Source organism: Paraburkholderia hayleyella, assembly GCF_009455685.1.
GTDB lineage: Bacteria > Pseudomonadota > Gammaproteobacteria > Burkholderiales > Burkholderiaceae > Paraburkholderia > Paraburkholderia hayleyella.
In genome coordinates, this window is the sequence record NZ_QPES01000001.1 from 476,692 (window position 1) to 494,750 (window position 18,059).

An 18,059-nucleotide genomic window follows, 5' to 3' on the forward strand; every position below is an offset into this window, starting at 1 on the left:
TGCCCACCACCGTATGTAGAATACTCGCTCAGGACTATCGAAAACCGGCATCCGATGCTGACCTTCATAGATATTTTAAAACTGCATAAGCAGCTTGAGGAAAAGTGAGATTGGTAGTGCTTCAGGCTGTGGTGCCGCAAAGGGGAATTGTCGAGCGGGTTCTTCTGCAAAACTCAATGTTTCACCGGTCACTTACTATTGGCCATGGCTGCCGGGCATTCGGCATTGCTGGGATGGCTGGCCTCAGCGAAAACTGTTCGACCTTTTAAACCAAAACCAATACAGAGACGAATGCGATGGGGCCGGATGCCGATAGCAACGATGTCTATTACCCTGAAGAGGGACAATCACAGGAAATTGGCAGGTATGCAAAAGGTATCTTTACAAACGCGAAGCCATCCGACTGGATTGAGACCGAGTTAGCAGGGGATTCGGATTTTGGGTTCGACTACCAAGTCCAGATGAAGGTTGGCACTCAAGTAAAGCACACGTTTCGCGTCCAACTTAAAGGCACGACGAAACCCCATTGGGTGAACAGCCAGGAAGCACTTTCGTTTCGCCTCGCTACGTCAGCACTACGCATGTATGCGAACACGTCGGAGCCGACGCTTCTTGTTGTTTGTGTCGTGCCAGACGATTTGCCTAGACCATTCGCTGGCGAAACTTACTATGTCTGGATTAATGAGGCTTTGCCAAAGGATTTCTTCCGGACACCTCTTGGAAGGAAATTACCGGCGACACATGCACTGCACTTGCCGAGAGCGAATCGGCTAACTCACCAGTTAGACATTTCGACCCATCTAGAGGCTAGGAACCGGTTTTTCAGGCAGGCTGTTGACCTCAGTTCTCTGGTTGTCGAGGTAACCGACATCGACTCTCCGGATGTTGCGATGCAGGCGCTTGGCGCAGCACTGTCTGAACGTCCGGAAGTTATCCCTGCTCTTCTTGACCGGACGGAAATTTGGCCGGCGCCTCCCAGTGGTACCGCAGTAAGCGCATTGCTTGATGTAGCGGAGGCGCTGCGCAACGGTAATTGGGACAGGGCTGGCGAAATACATCACCGGATTGACGCTCAGGCGATGAGCGACCCAGAGCGGGCGGAGTATGCGTATCTGGCGGGAAAATTGTTGAACCGGAAGGGTAAAGGACGCGAGGCATTAATCAAGTTTGATGAGGCGGCACGGTTAGTCCAAACTCGGGACGTATACTTGGTTGCCGCTATTGAGATGAGGTTTGTGCAAGAAAATGAACGCAAAGAGGAAGCATGTCGGACCTGGCTATCCCAACTAAGCGGTCGAACTGCGATTGAGGCAAAAGTACTGGCGGCAAGAATTCTTATTTCGTTAAATGACGAATCCGGAGTCGACGCTCAACTTTCAGAGTTGCCCTCGATTGAGCGTGCACTTATGCGGGCGATCTGGTTCTTGTTTCGGAGGGAATTCTCACACGCTAATTCGGTATGTGCCGATGCGTTGTTGCAAGAAAATCTAAATCCGCGCGACCGTGCAGCGATTCTCACAACCAGGGCCCGAAGCCAGTGGTATGCGGCAATTGGTCCGATTCCCGATGACGGAGAGTTGCCGCTTTCAGGGCCGGCTGGGGTCGACGTTGCATTACTGCATTCCGTTTGGATGGACGCCTGCGCCGCGCTCGGTATTTTTCGCGAGCTAGGCTGGCCGCAGAGTGTGGAATTTCTGACCGACGTGGCTGGCAGCACTGCGATGATGCTGAATCGAGCGGGGGAACTGTACTCCCTATTCGACGAAGCGGCCCAAGCGTTGCCCTGGTGCGAAGGGATGCAGAAGGCTTTCGAGGCGCTGTGTGTTTCCTTGGGGCGATTCAAAGAAGCTCTGGTGCCAAACCTCCGTCTGCCATTGTCACCGTCGGTAATTGGCCGACGGGTGATGCTATATCACCAAGCGGGGAAAAACCAAGATTGCTGGGAGTTCGCAGACGCGAACTTAGAAAGCCTTAAGGTCGAGACTAATGTTGCACCGGTTGCCATTGGTATGGCTGCATCGGCAGCCTCTCAGTGTGGTAGGCCACTTGAGTGTCAAAAGTTCCTTTTGGCGCTTGGCGAACGGAGCAATTGGGCTGATTACGTGGATTTCTTTCGCGTAGCTATCGATTCCAGGCGAAAGGGGCAGGACGCTGCTCAATGGGGGGCGGTGCTCGTCAACGTCTGGGAGCGGCATCGAGGTTCGAGGTTTATTGCGCGTAATGTCTTGGGTGTGCTGAGCTCCTACGACGGCAGTACAGCAGAGATTATTCTGGAAGTGGTCGCCTTCCTCCGTGAAAGCCAACAAATTACCTTCGGCGACACGCGTAAAATCATCCAAGCGTACTTTACACTGAAGCGTTGGGACGCAGCCCAGGCCGAAGTAAATCTCGCTATAGCCAGATTTGGAGCGACTCCCCAGTTGACCGCCATTAAGGCCATCGCGCTGGATAACGCTGGGAGCGTTGCTGCCGCTTTCTCTGAATACGAACAAGGGTTGTCGTCTGAAGATGTGACTCTTGAGTTGCTCCACGCGTATCTTGGTCTTTGCTTCCGTTTATCGTATTTCGATAAAGCCATAGATGTTCTGGAGCGCTTATTGGCGAATGTTAAAGGTCATGATGAGCGCATTGAGTGTCTGCGGTTACTCATCCTCATCAAGGCCGAGACGAGTGCTCCTCCAGACGAGGTGAGGGCGCTCCTCGACGAATTTTCCCTCAGTGTCTCTCAAGAGGACGAAGAGGAGGAGGCTCTGTACCTGTCGTTGGCCTCAAGTTTGTTGTTTGTCCGTGGAATTGAGTTCTCCGGTGGTTCGCTTCAAGATTTTCTGACGCGAACGAATGCATATTCGTCGCGATTCCCGGAGTCGAGGAATTTCAAGCTTATCCAGCCGGAGAATGGCGATTCACCAGACTCGCTAATGACGAGCTTGGCGCCTGTGCTGGGAGACTGGCGGGCTAAGGCTCGTGAATACTTGCGCTTGGAGAGGCAACTCAAGGACGGAAAAATCCTTGTTCCCTACGTCATGCGACCTGGATACGCATTACATTACGTTCCGGACCCGCTCTCATTATGGGAACTCGGCAAAGTCTCAGGCCGGGAGCTAAGGCAATTCCATCTGGGAATGATGTTGGGTGGAACCATCGAGCTAGCGTTCGATGAGCTAGGGAAGGTCCCGGCAATCGATTTGAGCGCACTGATGGTGCTGCTGGATTTGGATATGCTGGATGCGATTTTTCAGCTATGGCCAAAGGTCGCGATAAGCCGTAGGACGGTCACCTACCTTTCGCAACTGTCTAGCAATCACTTTGCCTCGCCTCGAGGCGGGGAGGTCGCGAAGCGGCTGCTGGCTTTCATCCAAAGTAACCTGGAAAGAATCGAGCAACCCCATGTGGAGCTGGATGTCAATCCTAGGAGGGTGCAGCCAAAGCACCTTGTTTTTGAGTGTGAGTCGCTAATCGAGGCTGGGTTTGCGCTTTACTCGGACGATTTCGTTGTTCGCGCAATGGCTGAGGAGTCGCCTGCACCCACGAAATCTTTTTGTACACTAGATGTGTTGCGTTGGGCGCTTGAAAGAGGTTTCTTTGACCTCCGACAGGTAAGCGGGATGTATGCGCTTTTGTGCAAATGGCATGTCTCCGTGAGAGTGCCGAACAATGTGTTTCTCGAACCAATTCTCAGAGAACCTCTTCGTTTTGGTTCCTTGGGTAAAGTGGCTGATGCTCTCGAAAGAACAGAAACGTTTGCTACGTTAGCGAGAGCGGTATGGTGGCCAGAACGAGATTTCGGGGAAATGTCAAACCACATTCAGTCGGTCATCCAGCTTCTTTTAGAACGCGAGAGCGTATCTTCCAACCTTATTGCGGCGGTATGGTCATCTTGGTTGGAGAAACTAAAATTCGGAAGGGCACAGGCGCCGGTGGAGCAGAATCGCGCTGCTGTTTTGTTTTACTTTGCATACGTGCTAGAGCCGTCGTTGCTAAAAAAGGCGTGGAGCAGCTTCAAATTGACGGTGGAGCTAGAGCATGGCGATAGGATGGAGACAGCACATGAGGCTGAGGCTATTCGGTTTGTCGCGAAATTTTCAAAAATTTGCGCCGCTGCTATGAGCGTTACAGGTTGCGACCAGATAGTTCCGCGGCTGCAGGATTGCGTAGAGGCAGGAACGCAAGAGGCAGCATGGTTCTCGCAGGGGGTAATGGCTGCTATTCCTGACATAGTCGAACGAGACCGGAAGCGCATTCACGCGTTTGCAGACGGACTTGCCGAGTTGAACCGCCCCGGATTTTGTGGAGGCTCCAACTCTTGAGAGAATGGAGCCATGAACAAGAAGGTAACCAGGTTTTCCCCGGAAGTCCGGGAGCGTGCAGTGCGTCTGGTGCGTGAGCAGCGTAGCGAACATCCGTCGATGTGGGCGGTGATCGAATTGATTGCGCCGATGATCGGCTGCATACCGCAGACACTGCACGAGTGGGTCAAGCGAGACCAGGTCGACCACGGTGAGCGCGATGGTGTAGTGGCCTAATGAAGCCGGACACCAATTTAGGCGAGAATGCTCGCCATAACGAGGTGTCTGATGAGCAAGCAACGTCGATCGTTTTCTCCTGATTTCAAGCGCAGTGCTGCGTCCCTGGTTCTTGACCAGAACTACAATCACGCGGATGCGAGTCGTTCCGTGGGCATCGCGGAATCGGTCCTGCGTCGCTGGGTCCAGCAACTGCATGACGAGCGGCGTGGCGTCACGCCACAGAGCCCGGCGATGACACTGGAGCAACAACGGATTCAAGAGCTTGAGGCGCGGGTCGAGCGACTCGAGCGGGAGAAGAGCATTTTAAAAAAAGCTACTGCGCTGCTCATGTCGGAAGGGATCGAACGTACGAAATAATCGATCAGATCGGCGGCAATGAATCCGTCGCCTTGCTGTGTGCTCTGTTCGACGTGCCGCGTTCTTGCTATTACGCGTATCGGCAGCGGCGCGAGCGTGTTGATTCGCAGCGTATGGCTTTGCGTAGTCGCGTGCACGAGCTGTTCATCGAGAGCCGCAGTTCCGCCGGTAGCCGCAGCATTATGGAAATGATGCGCGAGCGCGGTTCCACGATTGGCCGCTTTAAGGTCTGCCGGCTCATGGATGAGCTCGGACTGATTTGCAAGCAGCCCGGTGGCCATGCCTATAACCGGGCTACGATCGAGCGTGTTGATATTCCGAATGTGTTGAACAGGCAGTTCGATGTCGCGGGGCAAAACCAGGTTTGGTGTGGCGACATCACCTATGTGTGGGCGCAGGGCCAGTGGCACTATTTGGCGGTCGTATTGGACCTGTTCACGCGCCGTATTGTCGGCTGGGCATTTTCGGTGCGCCCTGATGCCGACTTGGTTGTGCAAGCGCTGGATATGGCCTTTGAGCAGCGCGGACGCCCATCGAATTTGCTCTTTCACTCCGATCAGGGTGGGCAATACGCCAGCAGGAAGTTCCGTCAGCGGCTATGGCGCTACAGGATTCAACAAAGCATGAGTCGGCGCGGAAATTGTGGGGATAACGCGCCTACGGAGCGGTTGTTTCGCAGCCTGAAAACAGAATGGGTACCCAGCACCGGTTACTCGACATCCTCGGATGCCCAGCGAGACATCAGCTTCTATTTGATGCAGCGATACAACTGGATTCGACCGCATCAGTTCAATGCCGGTGTTGCACCGGCGGTCGCGGAAGAAAAACTTAACCAGGTGTCCGGAATCAGTTGACCACTACAATGGCGGGTATTCACCCCGAAAAGTAAGCGTTGCGGGAAGTAGAATTTTCCAGTAACGGAAGTTTAGGAAATTCTGCATGAAGACCTCCCGATTTACAGATAGCCAGATCATCGCCATTTTGAAGCAGGCCGAAGCCGGCACACCGGTGCCGGAGCTATGCCGGGAATACGGCATGAGCAGCGCAAGCTTCTACAAATGGCGCGCCAAGTACGGTGGCATGGATGCGGCGTTGATGACGCGCATGAAGGAGCTCGAAGCCGAGAACGCCAGGCTCAAGAAGATGTATGCTGAGGAGCGCTTGAAGGCTGACATCCTGAAGGACGCCATCGAAAAAAAGTGGTGAGGCATCTCATCGACGTGAGATGGCCATGCGTGCAGTCAGAGAGTTCGCCGTGCCGATCAAGACCGCTTGTGCGGTGTTCGGCGTGAGCGAGACCTGCTATCGGTATCGAGCCCAAGCATTCGTCGCAGAACGACGTCATCGCTGATTGGCTGGTCAAGCTCACGCACAAGCAGCGCAATTGGGACTTCGGCCTGTGCTTTCTGTATCTGCGTAACGTCAAAGGCTTCGGCTGGAACCATAAGCGTGTGTATCGCCTATACCGGGGGGGACTGAACCTGCGCATCAAGCCACGCAAGCGGTTGGTGCGCGAGCAGCCTGAGCCATTGGCAGTCCCGTCAGCCTTGAACGAAAGCGGGTCGATGGATTTCATGCACGATCAACTGGCTGATGGCCGTAGTATCCGACTGTTCAACGTGATCGACGAGTTCAATAACGAAGGATTGTGCATCGACGTGGACTTCTCGATGCCGTCGCCCCGGGTGATCCGCGCCTTGGATCAGATCATTGAGTGGCGAGGCTGTCCAACGGCGATTCGTTGCGACAACGGCCCCGAATACGTCAGCGACTGGGCGCAAAAGCGAGGAATCAAGCTGCAATTCATTCAGCTTGGAAAGCCTCAGCAGAACGCCTGCATCGAGCGGTACAGCAGGACGGTTCGATACGATTGGCTAGCGCACTACCTGTTCGAAACCATCACGGAAGTCCAGGACTACGCCACGATAGGGCTGTGGTCTTACAATCACGAGCGCCTGAACATGGCACTTGGTGGCATAACCCCGAAACAACGATCGGCCATAGCGGCTTAGCCTCTACCTCTCACGACCGCTAGAAATGGGGGGAATACCCCAACCTCACTGGCGCGATCAACTTCCAGTGAAGCCAATGAGTGGCGAGTCCACCACCCACAGCCCCACAACCTAAAGCGATTTCACCCCAGCCTCCGCAGCTTCGATCTCACTACGCACGACGAATCCTGGAATACCAAAAGCCTTCTCCGCACCGGCAGAAAGTTTGGCGAGCTTTTCGCGCTTCGCGTCATCGGGCTCAATGTTCACGATGCTTTTGCACACCCGTGCGAACCGGTCCTTGTTTTCTTTCAGCCAAATTGTGCGCAGACGTATGTCTTCCTGCGTTTCATCGAATTCGCCAGCGCTGAAAACCAGATAAAACGGCTCATCCCGCGCTATAAGCGCTTCCAGTTCATCACGCCATTGAGGCCCATAGCCTGGATAAATCCGGCTGGCTTCACACCGTACCTTGGGAAACGCGCTGATATCGTGAACCTTAAAGTCAGACTGCTGCATAGATACCTCCGAATGAAGAATGACCTCATCATTGTAAATGATAATCATTCTCATATTTGGGGGTGCGGTTCAATCTCTTTAAAATTCCATTCGTGTATTCAACGAAAGCGTTTTCGGTTCGCCAGGCGCGATGTAATCCGCATACTGGAATTCCCAATAGCGGCGATTCGTCAGGTTATCCAGCGCCGCGCGTAGCGTGACGGGCCTGATGATCGGGCTGAAGAATCTAGATGCGCATTGCATTGCAGCGACAGTCCGAGCGCGCACGAAACGAAGCGCAATCGGTCAGCCGTGAATAGTGTCAGATGGGCGCACGGTGTGCTCATTAAGAGCGGGGAGGGCTGGTTACTTGAGTGATGCTGCCGTTGTGCCGCAAAAGGCTGTGCTTTAAGCGATGAAGATGTCATTAAGCGTGCCGCGTCTGGCCTGCTAGCCAGCGCGGCACGTTAAGTTTTACGTGGTCGACACAGCTTATTTCACCGGCTCGCCGTTACGCATCACCTGAATCGCCGTGGCGGAGACGAATTCTGCCTGAACGCTATCGCCCACCTTCAAACCTTTGAGCGAAATATTGTTAGGAACATGGAATGTCTCTGTGCGCGTCGCGCCGCGTAGGGTCAGCAGACGACGTTTGTGATCCAGTTTCTGGATCGTTGCCAGAATCTGCACGTTATGTGCGGAGGCCGTCATGCCGTCTGAGGCCGGCGTGGTGACCATCGTGTCGATCCGTTCGCGGATGCCATTTGACTTGACCTTGTCTGCGCGCATCAGCAAGGCATTGCGATATCCGATATTGACGGTGTCACCGATATGCAACTTGCCAACGTTACCGACTTCTGGAGCGATCTGGATGATTACCAGATTGCCGCGTTGTCCGCGCACGGTCACGCTGTTCGATATTGCATCGATACCCACAACCGTTGCTTCAAGGTGTGCCGTGGTTTCCTCGCCCACGCCGGCTTGCTGGCCGACTGCGTTAGCTGCAGGGGCGCTAGCTGCTGCGGCGCCAGACGCTGCAGCGCCTTGCGCGAATGCGGGTGTCGCGCCAAGCATCGTGAGCGCGAATGCTGCCGCAACTGCGGTGAGACGTCGATGAATGAGATTGCCTTGAGTTGCCATGTTTTGCTCCTTGATGAGATTGAATTTCAACAGTGAATAAATGGCCTGGCGAACGAGCTGCGCCAGGCGTTGCATCGCCCAATTTGCGTGGAACAGGTGCTGCATAAACAACTTTGTGTTACTGCAATGGGGCGCTAGTCAGAACAAGACCCGCTGCGCTAAATGACGCACTCAAAAAAGCGTTAAAAAGCTGAACGAAGATGCATTGCTGACTTACGAATGGGTAAATTTTTGTCGTGAATAAAGGCAAAGAAAACGCGCGAGCCATGTGAAGCATGGCGTGAAAAAATTTTATCCAGAAAGGAGAAAAGCAGAGGCACAAAAATTAAAGAAGAGTTAACCACGGCGCTATCTGTTATGTCGGTGTCGGGCCGTGAAAGCCGGGTTGATAAAAATCGGGAAAAGAAGCTTTGGCTTAATGCCGCGGGCATGGAAGTATCTGGCGGGACAGGAAGGTGAATGATCATCAATTCTTCGCGGATGCCGCCTTGAATTTTAATGAATTAGAAAATTGTTACAGAGCGTTGCCGCATGCTAGCAGACAGATCTGCAGAAACCAAGAGGTGCGTAGAAATTTTTCTGCCAGCGTTCGTTATAGTGAAAGTGAGGAGCAAATAATTTATGCAGTCAGGAAAAAAATCTCGTCATTTCTTCAAATTTTGTGATTAATGTGTTGCAGTGGCGGATTTTATGTCATTTGCATAATTAGAAGCGGGCGATCTTTCTTGTGCTGATTCGGTGTGCTGAGGCAGATAAAAAAACGGATGAAATTTATGCAGGCAATTATTGACTGTTCAAGGAGTTGACGTCGTTGCTTATCGCGTAGCTCTTCTCCTTCAGCAGCTTGTCCATGGATTTAAAAATGCTGAGGCGCAATCTGCTCGCTATTGTTATAGCTGGCACTGCTGATGGTTTGGCTATTAGGTTTTGGTGAATGACGACGCTAGCGTGACCATCACATCATCAAACCCATCAAGAAGATGTCGAATGACATGCCGTTTGACATGAGGCATTCGGCGAAGTGGTTCAAAGGTTGTGCAGCACGACATTTGTCTTTTGCCTGTCCGGGATGATGGGCGTCATCGTCTTGCGCATCTGGCCGAATGTTTAGTGTCGACATTGTGGACGCCTCAACTTTTTTGGAATGACCTTTGGATGAATGCCCTTACATTCCGGGCTTAAAAACAGGGAATTTCAATTTTAAGATGAGGATGTTTACGATGAAAAAGTTCACGCGTGTGGCAATTGTGGCTGCTCTGGGTATGAGTTTTGGAGCAGGGGCTTTTGCGCTTGAACATGGTGATTGGTCATATGGCGGTAATACTGGGCCACAGGAATGGTCGCAGTTGGGTGAGCAAAACAAGTTATGTCAGGGCGGCTCGCAGCAGTCTCCGGTTTCTCTCAAAAGCGATAAGGCAAAACGGGTCAAGGCGACTGATCTCAAGCTCGAATACCGCGACAGTGAAGCAAAAATGGTGAATAACGGCCATACGATTGAAGTGGATCTGCCGGGTGGCGATAACCACATCGAGATTAAAGGCGAACGTTATACGCTTGCACAGTTTCACTTTCACACACCGAGTGAGCATGAACTAGATGGCAAGCGGTTTCCGATGGAGCTTCATCTGGTGAATAAAAGCCAGGATGGCAAGATTGCCGTGATTGGCGTATTCATCCGTGAAGGCAAGGAAAACAAGGCGCTGGCTTCGCTCTTCGACCGGTTGCCAGCTAAAGGTGCGGGCGGCGTTGCGGTGCAGATTAATCCGGCCGAGTTGTTGCCGCCCGATCATAAGGGGCTGATTTATACCGGCTCGCTGACTACACCGCCTTGCACCGAGAACGTTCATTGGCTGGTGCTGGAAGAACCGATCGAAATGTCGGCTAAACAGATTCAGGCATTTCGCAAGGAGTTTTCGGATAATCACCGTCCGGTGCAGCCGTTCAACGGGCGCAAGACAATTGAGGAAGACAACGCGTTGTAAGCGCGTATTTTCCCAGCCGGAAGCACGCGCCAGTTAATGATCTGGCGTGTGCCAACGTGATGGCCAGGAAATGGGCGGGAGACGTTTCTGTGCGCTAATTGCTGGTTGCAGAAAGTGCGTTGAAAGAACGTTGTTTCTGGAAAAATACAACCCGTTTTACATCAGATGACAAACTCGAAACGCTGGGCAATACTGCCGCAGCGGTAAGCCCGCAAAGTGCTGGGTGTGAGCGGATCTTGCCGTTGCCGCGGTTTTATTCACGTTAACAAATGTCGTCTAGCTGGAGAACAACACATGAAGAAAAGCATCGTTCCGCTTATTACTGCCGTGCTCGCGCTTGGATCGGTTCAGGTTTTTGCCCAAGCTTCAGGCACCGTGGCACCGGCTGCTGCTAGTGCTGCAAAACCGGCACATCATTACAAGCATCTAAAAACACATGGCAAACGCGCAAGCGTGTCAGAAGCGGCCTCGGCTGCGGGGACAAACGATAAAGGTGCACCGCAGTAGTAGCGTATTGCATCAGGATTGTCCGGCCATTAAAACGCCCGGCGAAGTGCCGGGCGTTTTACATGGTGCACGTAGCGCGAAGATAAAAATTAAAAATGAACTATGAGGCTTAAGCGGTTTCGCTAGCTGCGAGCCCACGATGCAGCACTTCGCTCAGCAAACCGGTCATGCCATCCGGATGGACGGCCGCGCGTGTTTTCAGTTGTTCGACCAGATCGACGTTGAGTTTGCAGGCGAACGGTACTAGCCCTTGCGCCTGGTCGAGCCGACGTTGTTCGCGGCGATCGGGTTTGGCGAGCAGGGCGGCTTTGCCGTAGCGTTCGGCGCTGTCCTGTTTCATCGTGTGCGTTAGCTTGAGTGCCTTGTTTTTTTCAAGGTCGGTTTTTTTCATCGCCATAGAAATATCTCTGTTGAAAGTTAGACACGCATTGTACGCATCGCGTGAGGGCGTTTGAGTAGCGTAGCGGGAATGATGCGTCGCGTTTTTAACTGCGACTCATAATGAGCGGCTTATTTCTGGCGTGTTGGTGACAACGCTCGCGGTCATCGAGGCCAGTTGATATCTGGTTTATGTCAGTTGTAGGACACGCATTAATACGGCGATACGGCGCGAAGAACCGGTGCATGGCAAAAATGATTCAGCCGGTTGATGGGTGGGATATTTGCAGGATTCGGCGCGATGATTGCGCTGATGCAGCATTAATAGGCCTGACAATTTTGATATGTTGCATCGCACAAAATTCTTTGCTATAGTCTGGCTTGTCTCCTCCATGTCTTCTCTGATATGGATTCAGCCCGCCACCATGGCGGGCTTTTTTTATCCTGCGCGTATTGCTGCGCTAGTGCACTAAACCGCTGTCTTCGGCGGCCCCGATGCTGAGGTTCATGCATTGAATGGCCGCGCCCGACGCACCTTTACCGAGGTTGTCGAGCCGGGCAACCGTGACGAAGCGCTCTTCATTGCCGAAGACAAACAGGTCGACCCGATTAGTGCCGTTATTGGCCTGAACGTCGAAAAATCCATCATCGAGGTTTGCCTCGGCGTTGAATGGTGCGACACGAACAAATGCTTCCCTGGCGTAGTAATGCTCGAACAGCGCCTGAACGGCTTGCGGCGTCATCGGCCGGGCCATCTGGCTGGGCGAAAAGTATGTGGTGACCGCAAGTCCCTGGTAAAAATTGCCGACGATAGGTGTGAATAGCGGTGGATGCGTGAGGCCCGTATGTGCCGCCATTTCGGGCAAATGTTTATGGGTCAGGCCGAGAGCATAAGGGCGAGGACTGTCAAGCCGCGCATTACCTCCGGCTTCGTAGTCGGCGATCATCTTTTTTCCGCCGCCGCTGTAGCCCGTGATCGAATAGCTGTGCGCCGCGAATGCGGGATCAATCGCAGCCGCTTCGACGAGCGGCCGCATGGCCAGCACGAAGGCCGATGCATGGCAACCGGGCACGGCAATGCGCTTGGCATGGCGGATGTGTTCGCGTTGGCTGGGGGCCAGTTCGGGCAGGCCGTAGGCCCAGTCAGCGCTAGTGCGAAACGCTGTACTGGCATCGATCAGGATCGTCCGCGAATTTTCGACTAGCATGGCTGATTCACGCGAGGCGGTATCCGGCAGACATAGAAACGTGACATCGGACGTGTTGATCAGGCGCCGCCGTTCATCGAGGTCTTTGCGCCTGGCTTCATCAATACGCAAGATTTCGACGTCGGTGCGGGATGACAGATATTCAAAAATCTTCAGACCGGTAGTGCCTTCCTGTCCGTCGACAAAAACTTTCGTGCTCATTTTGATCTCACTGGCTTGGCTGGAATGCAAAGGGCATTCCAGGATGCAGAGGCGTCATTCTAAAACCTCGTTGGACTCGAGGAGCAATGAATAGGGCAGTAGCGCCTGAATTGGCACATTATCGTAAAATGTCGCTCCACCCGATGGCGTTACGGAGAATGTGTCTTACGGTTAGCGGCCGGTTAGCGGCCATAACGCACGATGAGACTGGCTGAGCCGAGTGTTGCAAGGCCCAGTTCATGGTCGAACATCAGCGCGGGTCTGCCTGGTGCGAGATGCAGGCCAGTTGTGCCGAGGGCGTAGACAGTGATGATGTACCGATGTGTCTGGCCTCGTGGTGGGCATAGGCCGTTATAGCCCTCGGTGCCAAAATCATTGCGAGCTTCCATTGCTCCCAGTCGTTGTAGATGGCCAGAGGCGCTGGCATTTTCGGGCAGTTGGCTAACTGTGGCGGGAATTTCAGCGACCGCCCAGTGCCAGACGCCCCTGCCCGGCGCATCGGGATCGAAGACGGTAATTGCAAAACTGCGTGTGCCTGCAGGCGCATTGCGCCATGACAACTGGGGTGAGCGGTTGCCGCCCGCGCAGGTTATCTGGCTGGAAACAGGCGTGAATGTTGTTGCGTGATCGATCTGCAGACTGCTGCTCGTGACGGTAAATGAGGCAGCTAATGCTTGTGGACCAAACGAACCAATGAGCGCGAAAACAACAATTGCGCGGCGTGAAAATGGCAGATAAAAGCGGAGCGAAGCAGGCGGAGTGCTTGGGCTGCACAGGCGCATGAACATGTACCAATTCTCCTTTTCAGGGACGTGGAACAATCCGTCGTTTGATGCTAATTGTCGCAAAAAGCTATCTGAAAAATGAATTGAGTCTAACATTGCGCTTGCACACAGAAATTCATTGCATGCGCTAAGAGCCTGGATTGAAGAGAAATTCGGCTAGAGTCGAAAAAGTAGCATGCATGGATTGAGTTGCAGGAATATCAACACATTTAAAACTTAGAATAGCTGCATGACTGAAATATTAGGGCGTCGGTTATCGGTTATCGGTTGAAGGGAGCGCAATGCCAGATCCAGTCAGGGTCGTAGTAGCTGATGATCATCCGGTGATTTTATTTGGTGCCGAACATGCATTGCTTAAATTCCCAGGAATCGAGGTAGTTGCGCGCGCGCGTCAGTCCACCGAGCTGGTCAAGATATTGCAGACAGTACCGTGTGACGTGCTGGTTACCGATTTAGCGATGCCAGGCGGACAATTCGGCGATGGTTTGCCGCTAATCGGTTATTTGCGTCGAAATTTCCCCTTGTTGCCCATCGTGGTGCTGACCATGCTGGAAAATGCAGCGCTGCTTAAACGCTTAAGCGAACTGGGTGTGATTTCGGTCGTAAATAAAGCAGACGATTTGAGTCATATTGGATTGGCGGTACAGCATGTCTGCCGCAGCCTTGAATATATGAGTCCGTCAGTCAAAGCCGCGCTTGATGCTTTGCGCATGAATGCCGGTGGCAAGAATGACGAAGTCATTCTGTCGAAGCGCGAACTTGAGGTCGTTCGGCTGTTTGTCTCCGGCATGACGATTAAAGAGATATCTGAGCAGCTCAATCGGAGTATCAAGACCATCAGCACGCAAAAAAATACCGCCATGCGCAAGCTGGGGCTGGATCGTGATTCAGAGTTGTTTCAGTACGCTCAAAGCAATGGCTTGGCTAATTTGTCTTCGTCTAGCGAAAGTGAATAGTGCCCGTGCCAGCACAAGCCTCATGAAGGCGTAAAAAAGCCACCGCCTTATATGATGCGGTGGCTCGCGGTGGCTTTTTGCCAGTTCCTGAACCGTTTATTTGGGTGCTGATGCGCCGCCGTGTGCGGCGGACCATTCAGCGGGGGCGTGCAGGAACTTCTCTACTTCATCGAGCGTCCTGGTTTCGAAATATCCCGAGGCCTTTGCGACGCGCAGCACATCCCACCACGTTGCCAGTGCGTGCAGGTCGACATCGATGTCTTTCAGCACGGATACGCTTTCTTTAAAGATGTTGTAGTGAAATAGCACGAAGCAGTGGTTGACCGTTGCTCCGGCTGTACGTAACGCATTGATGAAATTGATCTTGCTACGACTGTCGGTGGTCAGGTCTTCAACCAGCAGGACGCGTTGCCCCTCTGTCAGCAGCCCTTCGATTTGTGCGTTCCGGCCAAACCCTTTGGGTTTTTTGCGCACGTATTGCATGGGCACCATCAGGCGGTCGGAAAGCCATGCCGCGAAAGGAATACCTGCCGTTTCGCCACCGGCGACCGCATCAATTTGTTCGTAGCCGACATCACGCAAAATCGTGGTTTCGGCCATTTCCATCAGGCCACGCCGCACCCGTGGGTACGAAATCAGCTTGCGGCAATCAATATAGACAGGGCTAGCCCAGCCCGAGGTGAAAATATACGGTTTGTCCGCATTGAAATGCACGGCTTGTACTTCAAGCAGCATTTTTGCCGTGGTGTCGGAGATCGTCTGGCGATCGAAGCCTGTCATGGGGCAATCCTTGGATGAAAGCGGAAAAAGGCGTGCAGCCCGGTGTTGGGCCGGTGTTGAGCTTGCCCCGCTAGCCGTATGTCGAAGAACATGGTCCAGCGCGGCCAAGCCAGCCAAAGCCAGGCCCGCCAAGCCCGGCAGTTTACCCGATTCGACATGCGCCGACGAGGCTGCCCAGAGACCTCTGGGGTTATATCGAGACTGTGCTACTTGTTATTCTGATCTCCCGAAAGGTCCCCCATGGGGTGTACACTGGCCGCCCCGCAAAAAGCTCTGTGCTGTCATGTTTGCCGCCCAGGCTCGCCGCCGCGCTCAACCCGCGCATGCGTGAAGCCGCCGCAGTCGATTACCCTTTCGATCCCGCAAGCAACGCATCCAGCCTTGAGCCGGGCTTTATTTACTTACGTCTCGCAGGCTAAAAAATGGACGAACAACTGAAGCAAAGCGCTCTCGCCTATCACCAGAATCCGAAACCCGGCAAGATTTCCGTCACGCCAACCAAACCGCTGTCGAACCAGCTGGATCTTTCGCTTGCGTATTCACCGGGTGTTGCCGCGGCGTGCGAGGCGATTTATGCCAATCCGCTTGACGCGCAAAAGTACACTTCGCGCGGTAACCTGGTGGGTGTGATTACAAATGGTACGGCAGTGCTTGGGCTGGGCAATATCGGGCCGCTGGCCGCCAAGCCGGTGATGGAAGGCAAGGGTTGCCTGTTTAAGAAGTTCGCCGGCATTGACGTATTTGATATCGAGCTGGCTGAGTCCGATCCGGACAAGCTGGTCGAAGCCATTGCGATGCTCGAGCCCACGCTGGGCGGTATCAATCTCGAAGACATCAAGGCGCCCGAGTGCTTTTACATCGAGAAAAAACTCCGTGAGCGGATGAAGATTCCGGTGTTCCACGATGACCAGCACGGTACGGCCATCATTGCTTCAGCCGCGATTCTCAACGGCCTGAAAGTCGTCGGAAAAAAGCTCGATGAAGTCAAACTGGTGTGCTCCGGCGCAGGCGCTGCCGCGATTGCATGCCTCGACTTGCTGGTCAATCTCGGTCTGTCAAAGAAGAATGTTCTGGTCGCTGATTCAAAAGGCGTGATTTACGAAGGCCGTGGCAATCTCGATCCGTCGAAAGAGCGCTATGCCGCCAATACCTCTGCCCGCACGCTTGCAGATGCAATCCAGGGGGCCGATGTGTTTCTCGGCTGTTCCAGCGCTGGCGTGCTGAAGCCCGAGATGGTCAAGGAAATGGGCACGCAGCCGCTGATTCTCGCGCTGGCCAATCCCGAACCGGAAATTCGCCCCGAAGAGGCGAAAAAAGTGCGTCCAGACTGCATCATCGCCACAGGTCGATCGGACTATCCGAATCAGGTCAATAACGTGCTGTGTTTTCCGTTTATCTTCCGCGGCGCGCTGGATGTCGGCGCCACGACGATCACCGAGGAAATGAAGCTAGCCTGCGTTCGCGCCATCGCCGAGCTTGCTGAAGAAACCGACCAGGGCGATGAAGTCGCAAAAGCCTATGAAGGCCACTCGCTTGAGTTCGGACCGGATTATCTGATTCCGAAGCCGTTCGACCCACGGCTCATCATCAAGATTGCACCGGCAGTGGCGCAGGCGGCGATGGATTCAGGCGTGGCCACGCGCCCAATTCTGGACATGGATGCCTACCGCGAAGAACTGGGTACAACCGTTTATCGCTCGGGCATGGTGATGCGTCCGGTGTTTGCCGCGGCGAAGGCACAGGCGGCGCGCATCGTGTTTGCTGAAGGTGAGGATGAGCGCGTGCTGCGTGCCGCGCAGTTCGTGCTGCTGGAAAAAATCGCCCGGCCGATCATTATTGGCCGGCCAGCTGTTGTCGAAATGCGTCTGAAGAAGATGGGTTCGAAACTGCGTTGCGGTGAAGATTTCGAAATCGTCAATCCTGAAGATGACCCGCGTTATCAGAAGTGCTGGCAGGAATATCACGAGATTGGTGCGCGCGAAGGTGTGACGCCTGAGGTGGCAAAAGCTGCGATGCGCAAGTTCAATACGCTGATTGGCGCGATCCTGGTGCGCCTGGGCGATGCGGATGGCATGATTTGCGGCATGATCGACACGTATCACAGCCATCTGAAGTTTATCGAGCAAGTGCTGGGCAAGGCTGATAACGCGCAGAGCCTGGCGGCCATGAACCTGCTGATGCTGCCGGGACGCAACCTGTTCATTTGCGATACTTACGTGAATGAGCAGCCAGACGCCGAGCAACTAGCTGACATGACCATTCTTGCCGCGCGTGAAATCGAGAAGTTTGGCATCACGCCAAAGGTGGCATTGCTTTCAAATTCGAACTTTGGCAGTGCGCCTTCTGCATCGTCGCAACGAATGGCGGCAGCGCGCAAGCTGATTGTGCAACGTGCGCCAGGTCTGGAAGTTGATGGTGAAATGCATGGCGATGCGGCGCTTTCCGAAGTGGTGCGCAAGGCCGCGTTCCCGGGGTCGGCACTGACGGGCGAAGCCAACTTGCTGATCATGCCGAATGTCGAAGCGGCCAACATAACGTACAACCTGCTGAAAATGATTGGCGGCGATGGTGTGACGGTCGGGCCCTTTCTGCTCGGCGTAGAAAAGCCGGTGCATATCCTGACGCCCGCCGCGACGGCGCGACGCATCATCAATATGACAGCGGTGGCTGCGGCGAACGTTCGCGCGGGGTGATCCTGGCCGTTTCGGGGTTCAAGGCAAAACGCCACGGGATGTCAGTTCAATTGAACT

General features: G+C 53.8%; 13 protein-coding genes and 2 pseudogenes. 8 read left to right on the forward strand and 7 right to left on the reverse strand.

The window, feature by feature from the left end; genetic code table 11:
• Window positions 1-296 precede the first annotated feature (296 nt).
• The 4 genes and pseudogenes from GH657_RS02170 to GH657_RS02185 all read left to right on the forward strand — a co-directional run bounded on the left by GH657_RS02170 (window position 297) and on the right by GH657_RS02185 (window position 6,895).
• Window positions 297-4,307, forward strand: coding sequence for a DUF4365 domain-containing protein (locus GH657_RS02170; RefSeq protein ID WP_153099176.1), 4,011 nt, complete (start codon window positions 297-299; stop codon window positions 4,305-4,307).
• Between the two features lie 12 nt (window positions 4,308-4,319).
• Window positions 4,320-4,520 (forward strand): annotated as a pseudogene (locus tag GH657_RS02175) (transposase); the annotation flags it as partial.
• A 54-nt stretch (window positions 4,521-4,574) separates the two neighbouring features.
• Window positions 4,575-5,737, forward strand: a protein-coding gene (locus GH657_RS02180) for an IS3 family transposase (protein ID WP_153099177.1) whose coding sequence is annotated in 2 segments (ribosomal slippage) — window positions 4,575-4,839 and window positions 4,839-5,737 — 1,164 coding nt in all. Because the reading frame shifts where the segments join, the coding sequence is not laid out codon by codon here.
• A gap of 85 nt (window positions 5,738-5,822) precedes the next feature.
• Window positions 5,823-6,895, forward strand: a pseudogene (locus GH657_RS02185) (IS3 family transposase).
• A gap of 111 nt (window positions 6,896-7,006) precedes the next feature.
• On the opposite strand, the gene GH657_RS02190 reads toward GH657_RS02185, so the two are convergent.
• The 3 genes from GH657_RS02190 to GH657_RS02200 all read right to left on the reverse strand — a co-directional run bounded on the left by GH657_RS02190 (window position 7,007) and on the right by GH657_RS02200 (window position 8,979).
• Window positions 7,007-7,447 carry a hypothetical protein gene (locus GH657_RS02190; protein WP_153099178.1) on the reverse strand — a complete coding sequence of 147 codons (441 nt, stop codon included), beginning with the start codon at window positions 7,445-7,447 and terminating at the stop codon, window positions 7,007-7,009.
• A gap of 417 nt (window positions 7,448-7,864) precedes the next feature.
• Window positions 7,865-8,512, reverse strand: a complete 648-nt coding sequence (locus tag GH657_RS02195; protein ID WP_153099179.1) for a hypothetical protein — start codon at window positions 8,510-8,512, stop codon at window positions 7,865-7,867.
• Between the two features lie 182 nt (window positions 8,513-8,694).
• Window positions 8,695-8,979, reverse strand: a complete 285-nt coding sequence (locus GH657_RS02200) for a hypothetical protein (RefSeq protein ID WP_153099180.1) — start codon at window positions 8,977-8,979, stop codon at window positions 8,695-8,697.
• 753 nt (window positions 8,980-9,732) lie between these two features.
• Here GH657_RS02200 and GH657_RS02205 point away from each other — a divergent pair.
• Together GH657_RS02205 and GH657_RS02210 are read left to right on the forward strand one after the other, a co-directional pair.
• Window positions 9,733-10,494: a carbonic anhydrase gene (locus GH657_RS02205; protein WP_174769853.1), complete on the forward strand. Its 762-nt coding sequence runs from the start codon at window positions 9,733-9,735 to the stop codon at window positions 10,492-10,494.
• 294 nt (window positions 10,495-10,788) lie between these two features.
• Window positions 10,789-11,001, forward strand: a complete 213-nt coding sequence (locus GH657_RS02210; protein WP_153099182.1) for a hypothetical protein — start codon at window positions 10,789-10,791, stop codon at window positions 10,999-11,001.
• 109 nt (window positions 11,002-11,110) lie between these two features.
• Here GH657_RS02210 and GH657_RS02215 read toward each other — a convergent pair whose 3' ends face one another.
• The 3 genes from GH657_RS02215 to GH657_RS02225 form a co-directional block, all read right to left on the reverse strand.
• Window positions 11,111-11,398 (reverse strand): hypothetical protein, encoded by a 288-nt coding sequence (locus tag GH657_RS02215; protein WP_153099183.1) that lies wholly within the window; start codon window positions 11,396-11,398, stop codon window positions 11,111-11,113.
• Between the two features lie 442 nt (window positions 11,399-11,840).
• Window positions 11,841-12,788 carry an N-acetyl-gamma-glutamyl-phosphate reductase gene (gene argC / locus GH657_RS02220; RefSeq protein ID WP_153099184.1) on the reverse strand — a complete coding sequence of 316 codons (948 nt, stop codon included), beginning with the start codon at window positions 12,786-12,788 and terminating at the stop codon, window positions 11,841-11,843.
• 182 nt (window positions 12,789-12,970) lie between these two features.
• The gene (locus tag GH657_RS02225; protein ID WP_153101600.1) at window positions 12,971-13,570 is read right to left on the reverse strand and encodes a YbhB/YbcL family Raf kinase inhibitor-like protein; all 600 of its coding nucleotides are present in this window, start codon (window positions 13,568-13,570) and stop codon (window positions 12,971-12,973) included.
• A 284-nt stretch (window positions 13,571-13,854) separates the two neighbouring features.
• Between GH657_RS02225 and GH657_RS02230 the strand changes: the two genes are divergently transcribed.
• Complete coding sequence (locus GH657_RS02230) at window positions 13,855-14,529, forward strand: response regulator (RefSeq protein ID WP_153099185.1); 675 nt, start codon at window positions 13,855-13,857, stop codon at window positions 14,527-14,529.
• Between the two features lie 96 nt (window positions 14,530-14,625).
• On the opposite strand, the gene GH657_RS02235 is transcribed toward GH657_RS02230, so the two are convergent.
• Complete coding sequence (locus tag GH657_RS02235; protein ID WP_153099186.1) at window positions 14,626-15,309, reverse strand: orotate phosphoribosyltransferase; 684 nt, start codon at window positions 15,307-15,309, stop codon at window positions 14,626-14,628.
• Window positions 15,310-15,731: 422 nt separating this feature from the next.
• Here GH657_RS02235 and GH657_RS02240 point away from each other — a divergent pair, with 422 nt between their 5' ends.
• Complete coding sequence (locus GH657_RS02240; RefSeq protein WP_153099187.1) at window positions 15,732-18,002, forward strand: NADP-dependent malic enzyme; 2,271 nt, start codon at window positions 15,732-15,734, stop codon at window positions 18,000-18,002.
• Window positions 18,003-18,059: the final 57 nt, after the last annotated feature.

What these genes read in the sequence shown, in the direction of transcription:
- GH657_RS02170 (WP_153099176.1), top strand. Translation starts at nt 297, where the DNA reads ATGGGGCCGGATGCCGATAGCAACGATGTCTATTACCCTGAAGAGGGA.
- GH657_RS02190 (WP_153099178.1), bottom strand. Translation starts at nt 7,447, where the DNA reads ATGAGAATGATTATCATTTACAATGATGAGGTCATTCTTCATTCGGAG.
- GH657_RS02195 (WP_153099179.1), bottom strand. Translation starts at nt 8,512, where the DNA reads ATGGCAACTCAAGGCAATCTCATTCATCGACGTCTCACCGCAGTTGCG.
- GH657_RS02200 (WP_153099180.1), bottom strand. Translation starts at nt 8,979, where the DNA reads ATGATCATTCACCTTCCTGTCCCGCCAGATACTTCCATGCCCGCGGCA.
- GH657_RS02205 (WP_174769853.1), top strand. Translation starts at nt 9,733, where the DNA reads ATGAAAAAGTTCACGCGTGTGGCAATTGTGGCTGCTCTGGGTATGAGT.
- GH657_RS02210 (WP_153099182.1), top strand. Translation starts at nt 10,789, where the DNA reads ATGAAGAAAAGCATCGTTCCGCTTATTACTGCCGTGCTCGCGCTTGGA.
- GH657_RS02215 (WP_153099183.1), bottom strand. Translation starts at nt 11,398, where the DNA reads ATGGCGATGAAAAAAACCGACCTTGAAAAAAACAAGGCACTCAAGCTA.
- argC (WP_153099184.1), bottom strand. Translation starts at nt 12,788, where the DNA reads ATGAGCACGAAAGTTTTTGTCGACGGACAGGAAGGCACTACCGGTCTG.
- GH657_RS02225 (WP_153101600.1), bottom strand. Translation starts at nt 13,570, where the DNA reads ATGCGCCTGTGCAGCCCAAGCACTCCGCCTGCTTCGCTCCGCTTTTAT.
- GH657_RS02230 (WP_153099185.1), top strand. Translation starts at nt 13,855, where the DNA reads ATGCCAGATCCAGTCAGGGTCGTAGTAGCTGATGATCATCCGGTGATT.
- GH657_RS02235 (WP_153099186.1), bottom strand. Translation starts at nt 15,309, where the DNA reads ATGACAGGCTTCGATCGCCAGACGATCTCCGACACCACGGCAAAAATG.
- GH657_RS02240 (WP_153099187.1), top strand. Translation starts at nt 15,732, where the DNA reads ATGGACGAACAACTGAAGCAAAGCGCTCTCGCCTATCACCAGAATCCG.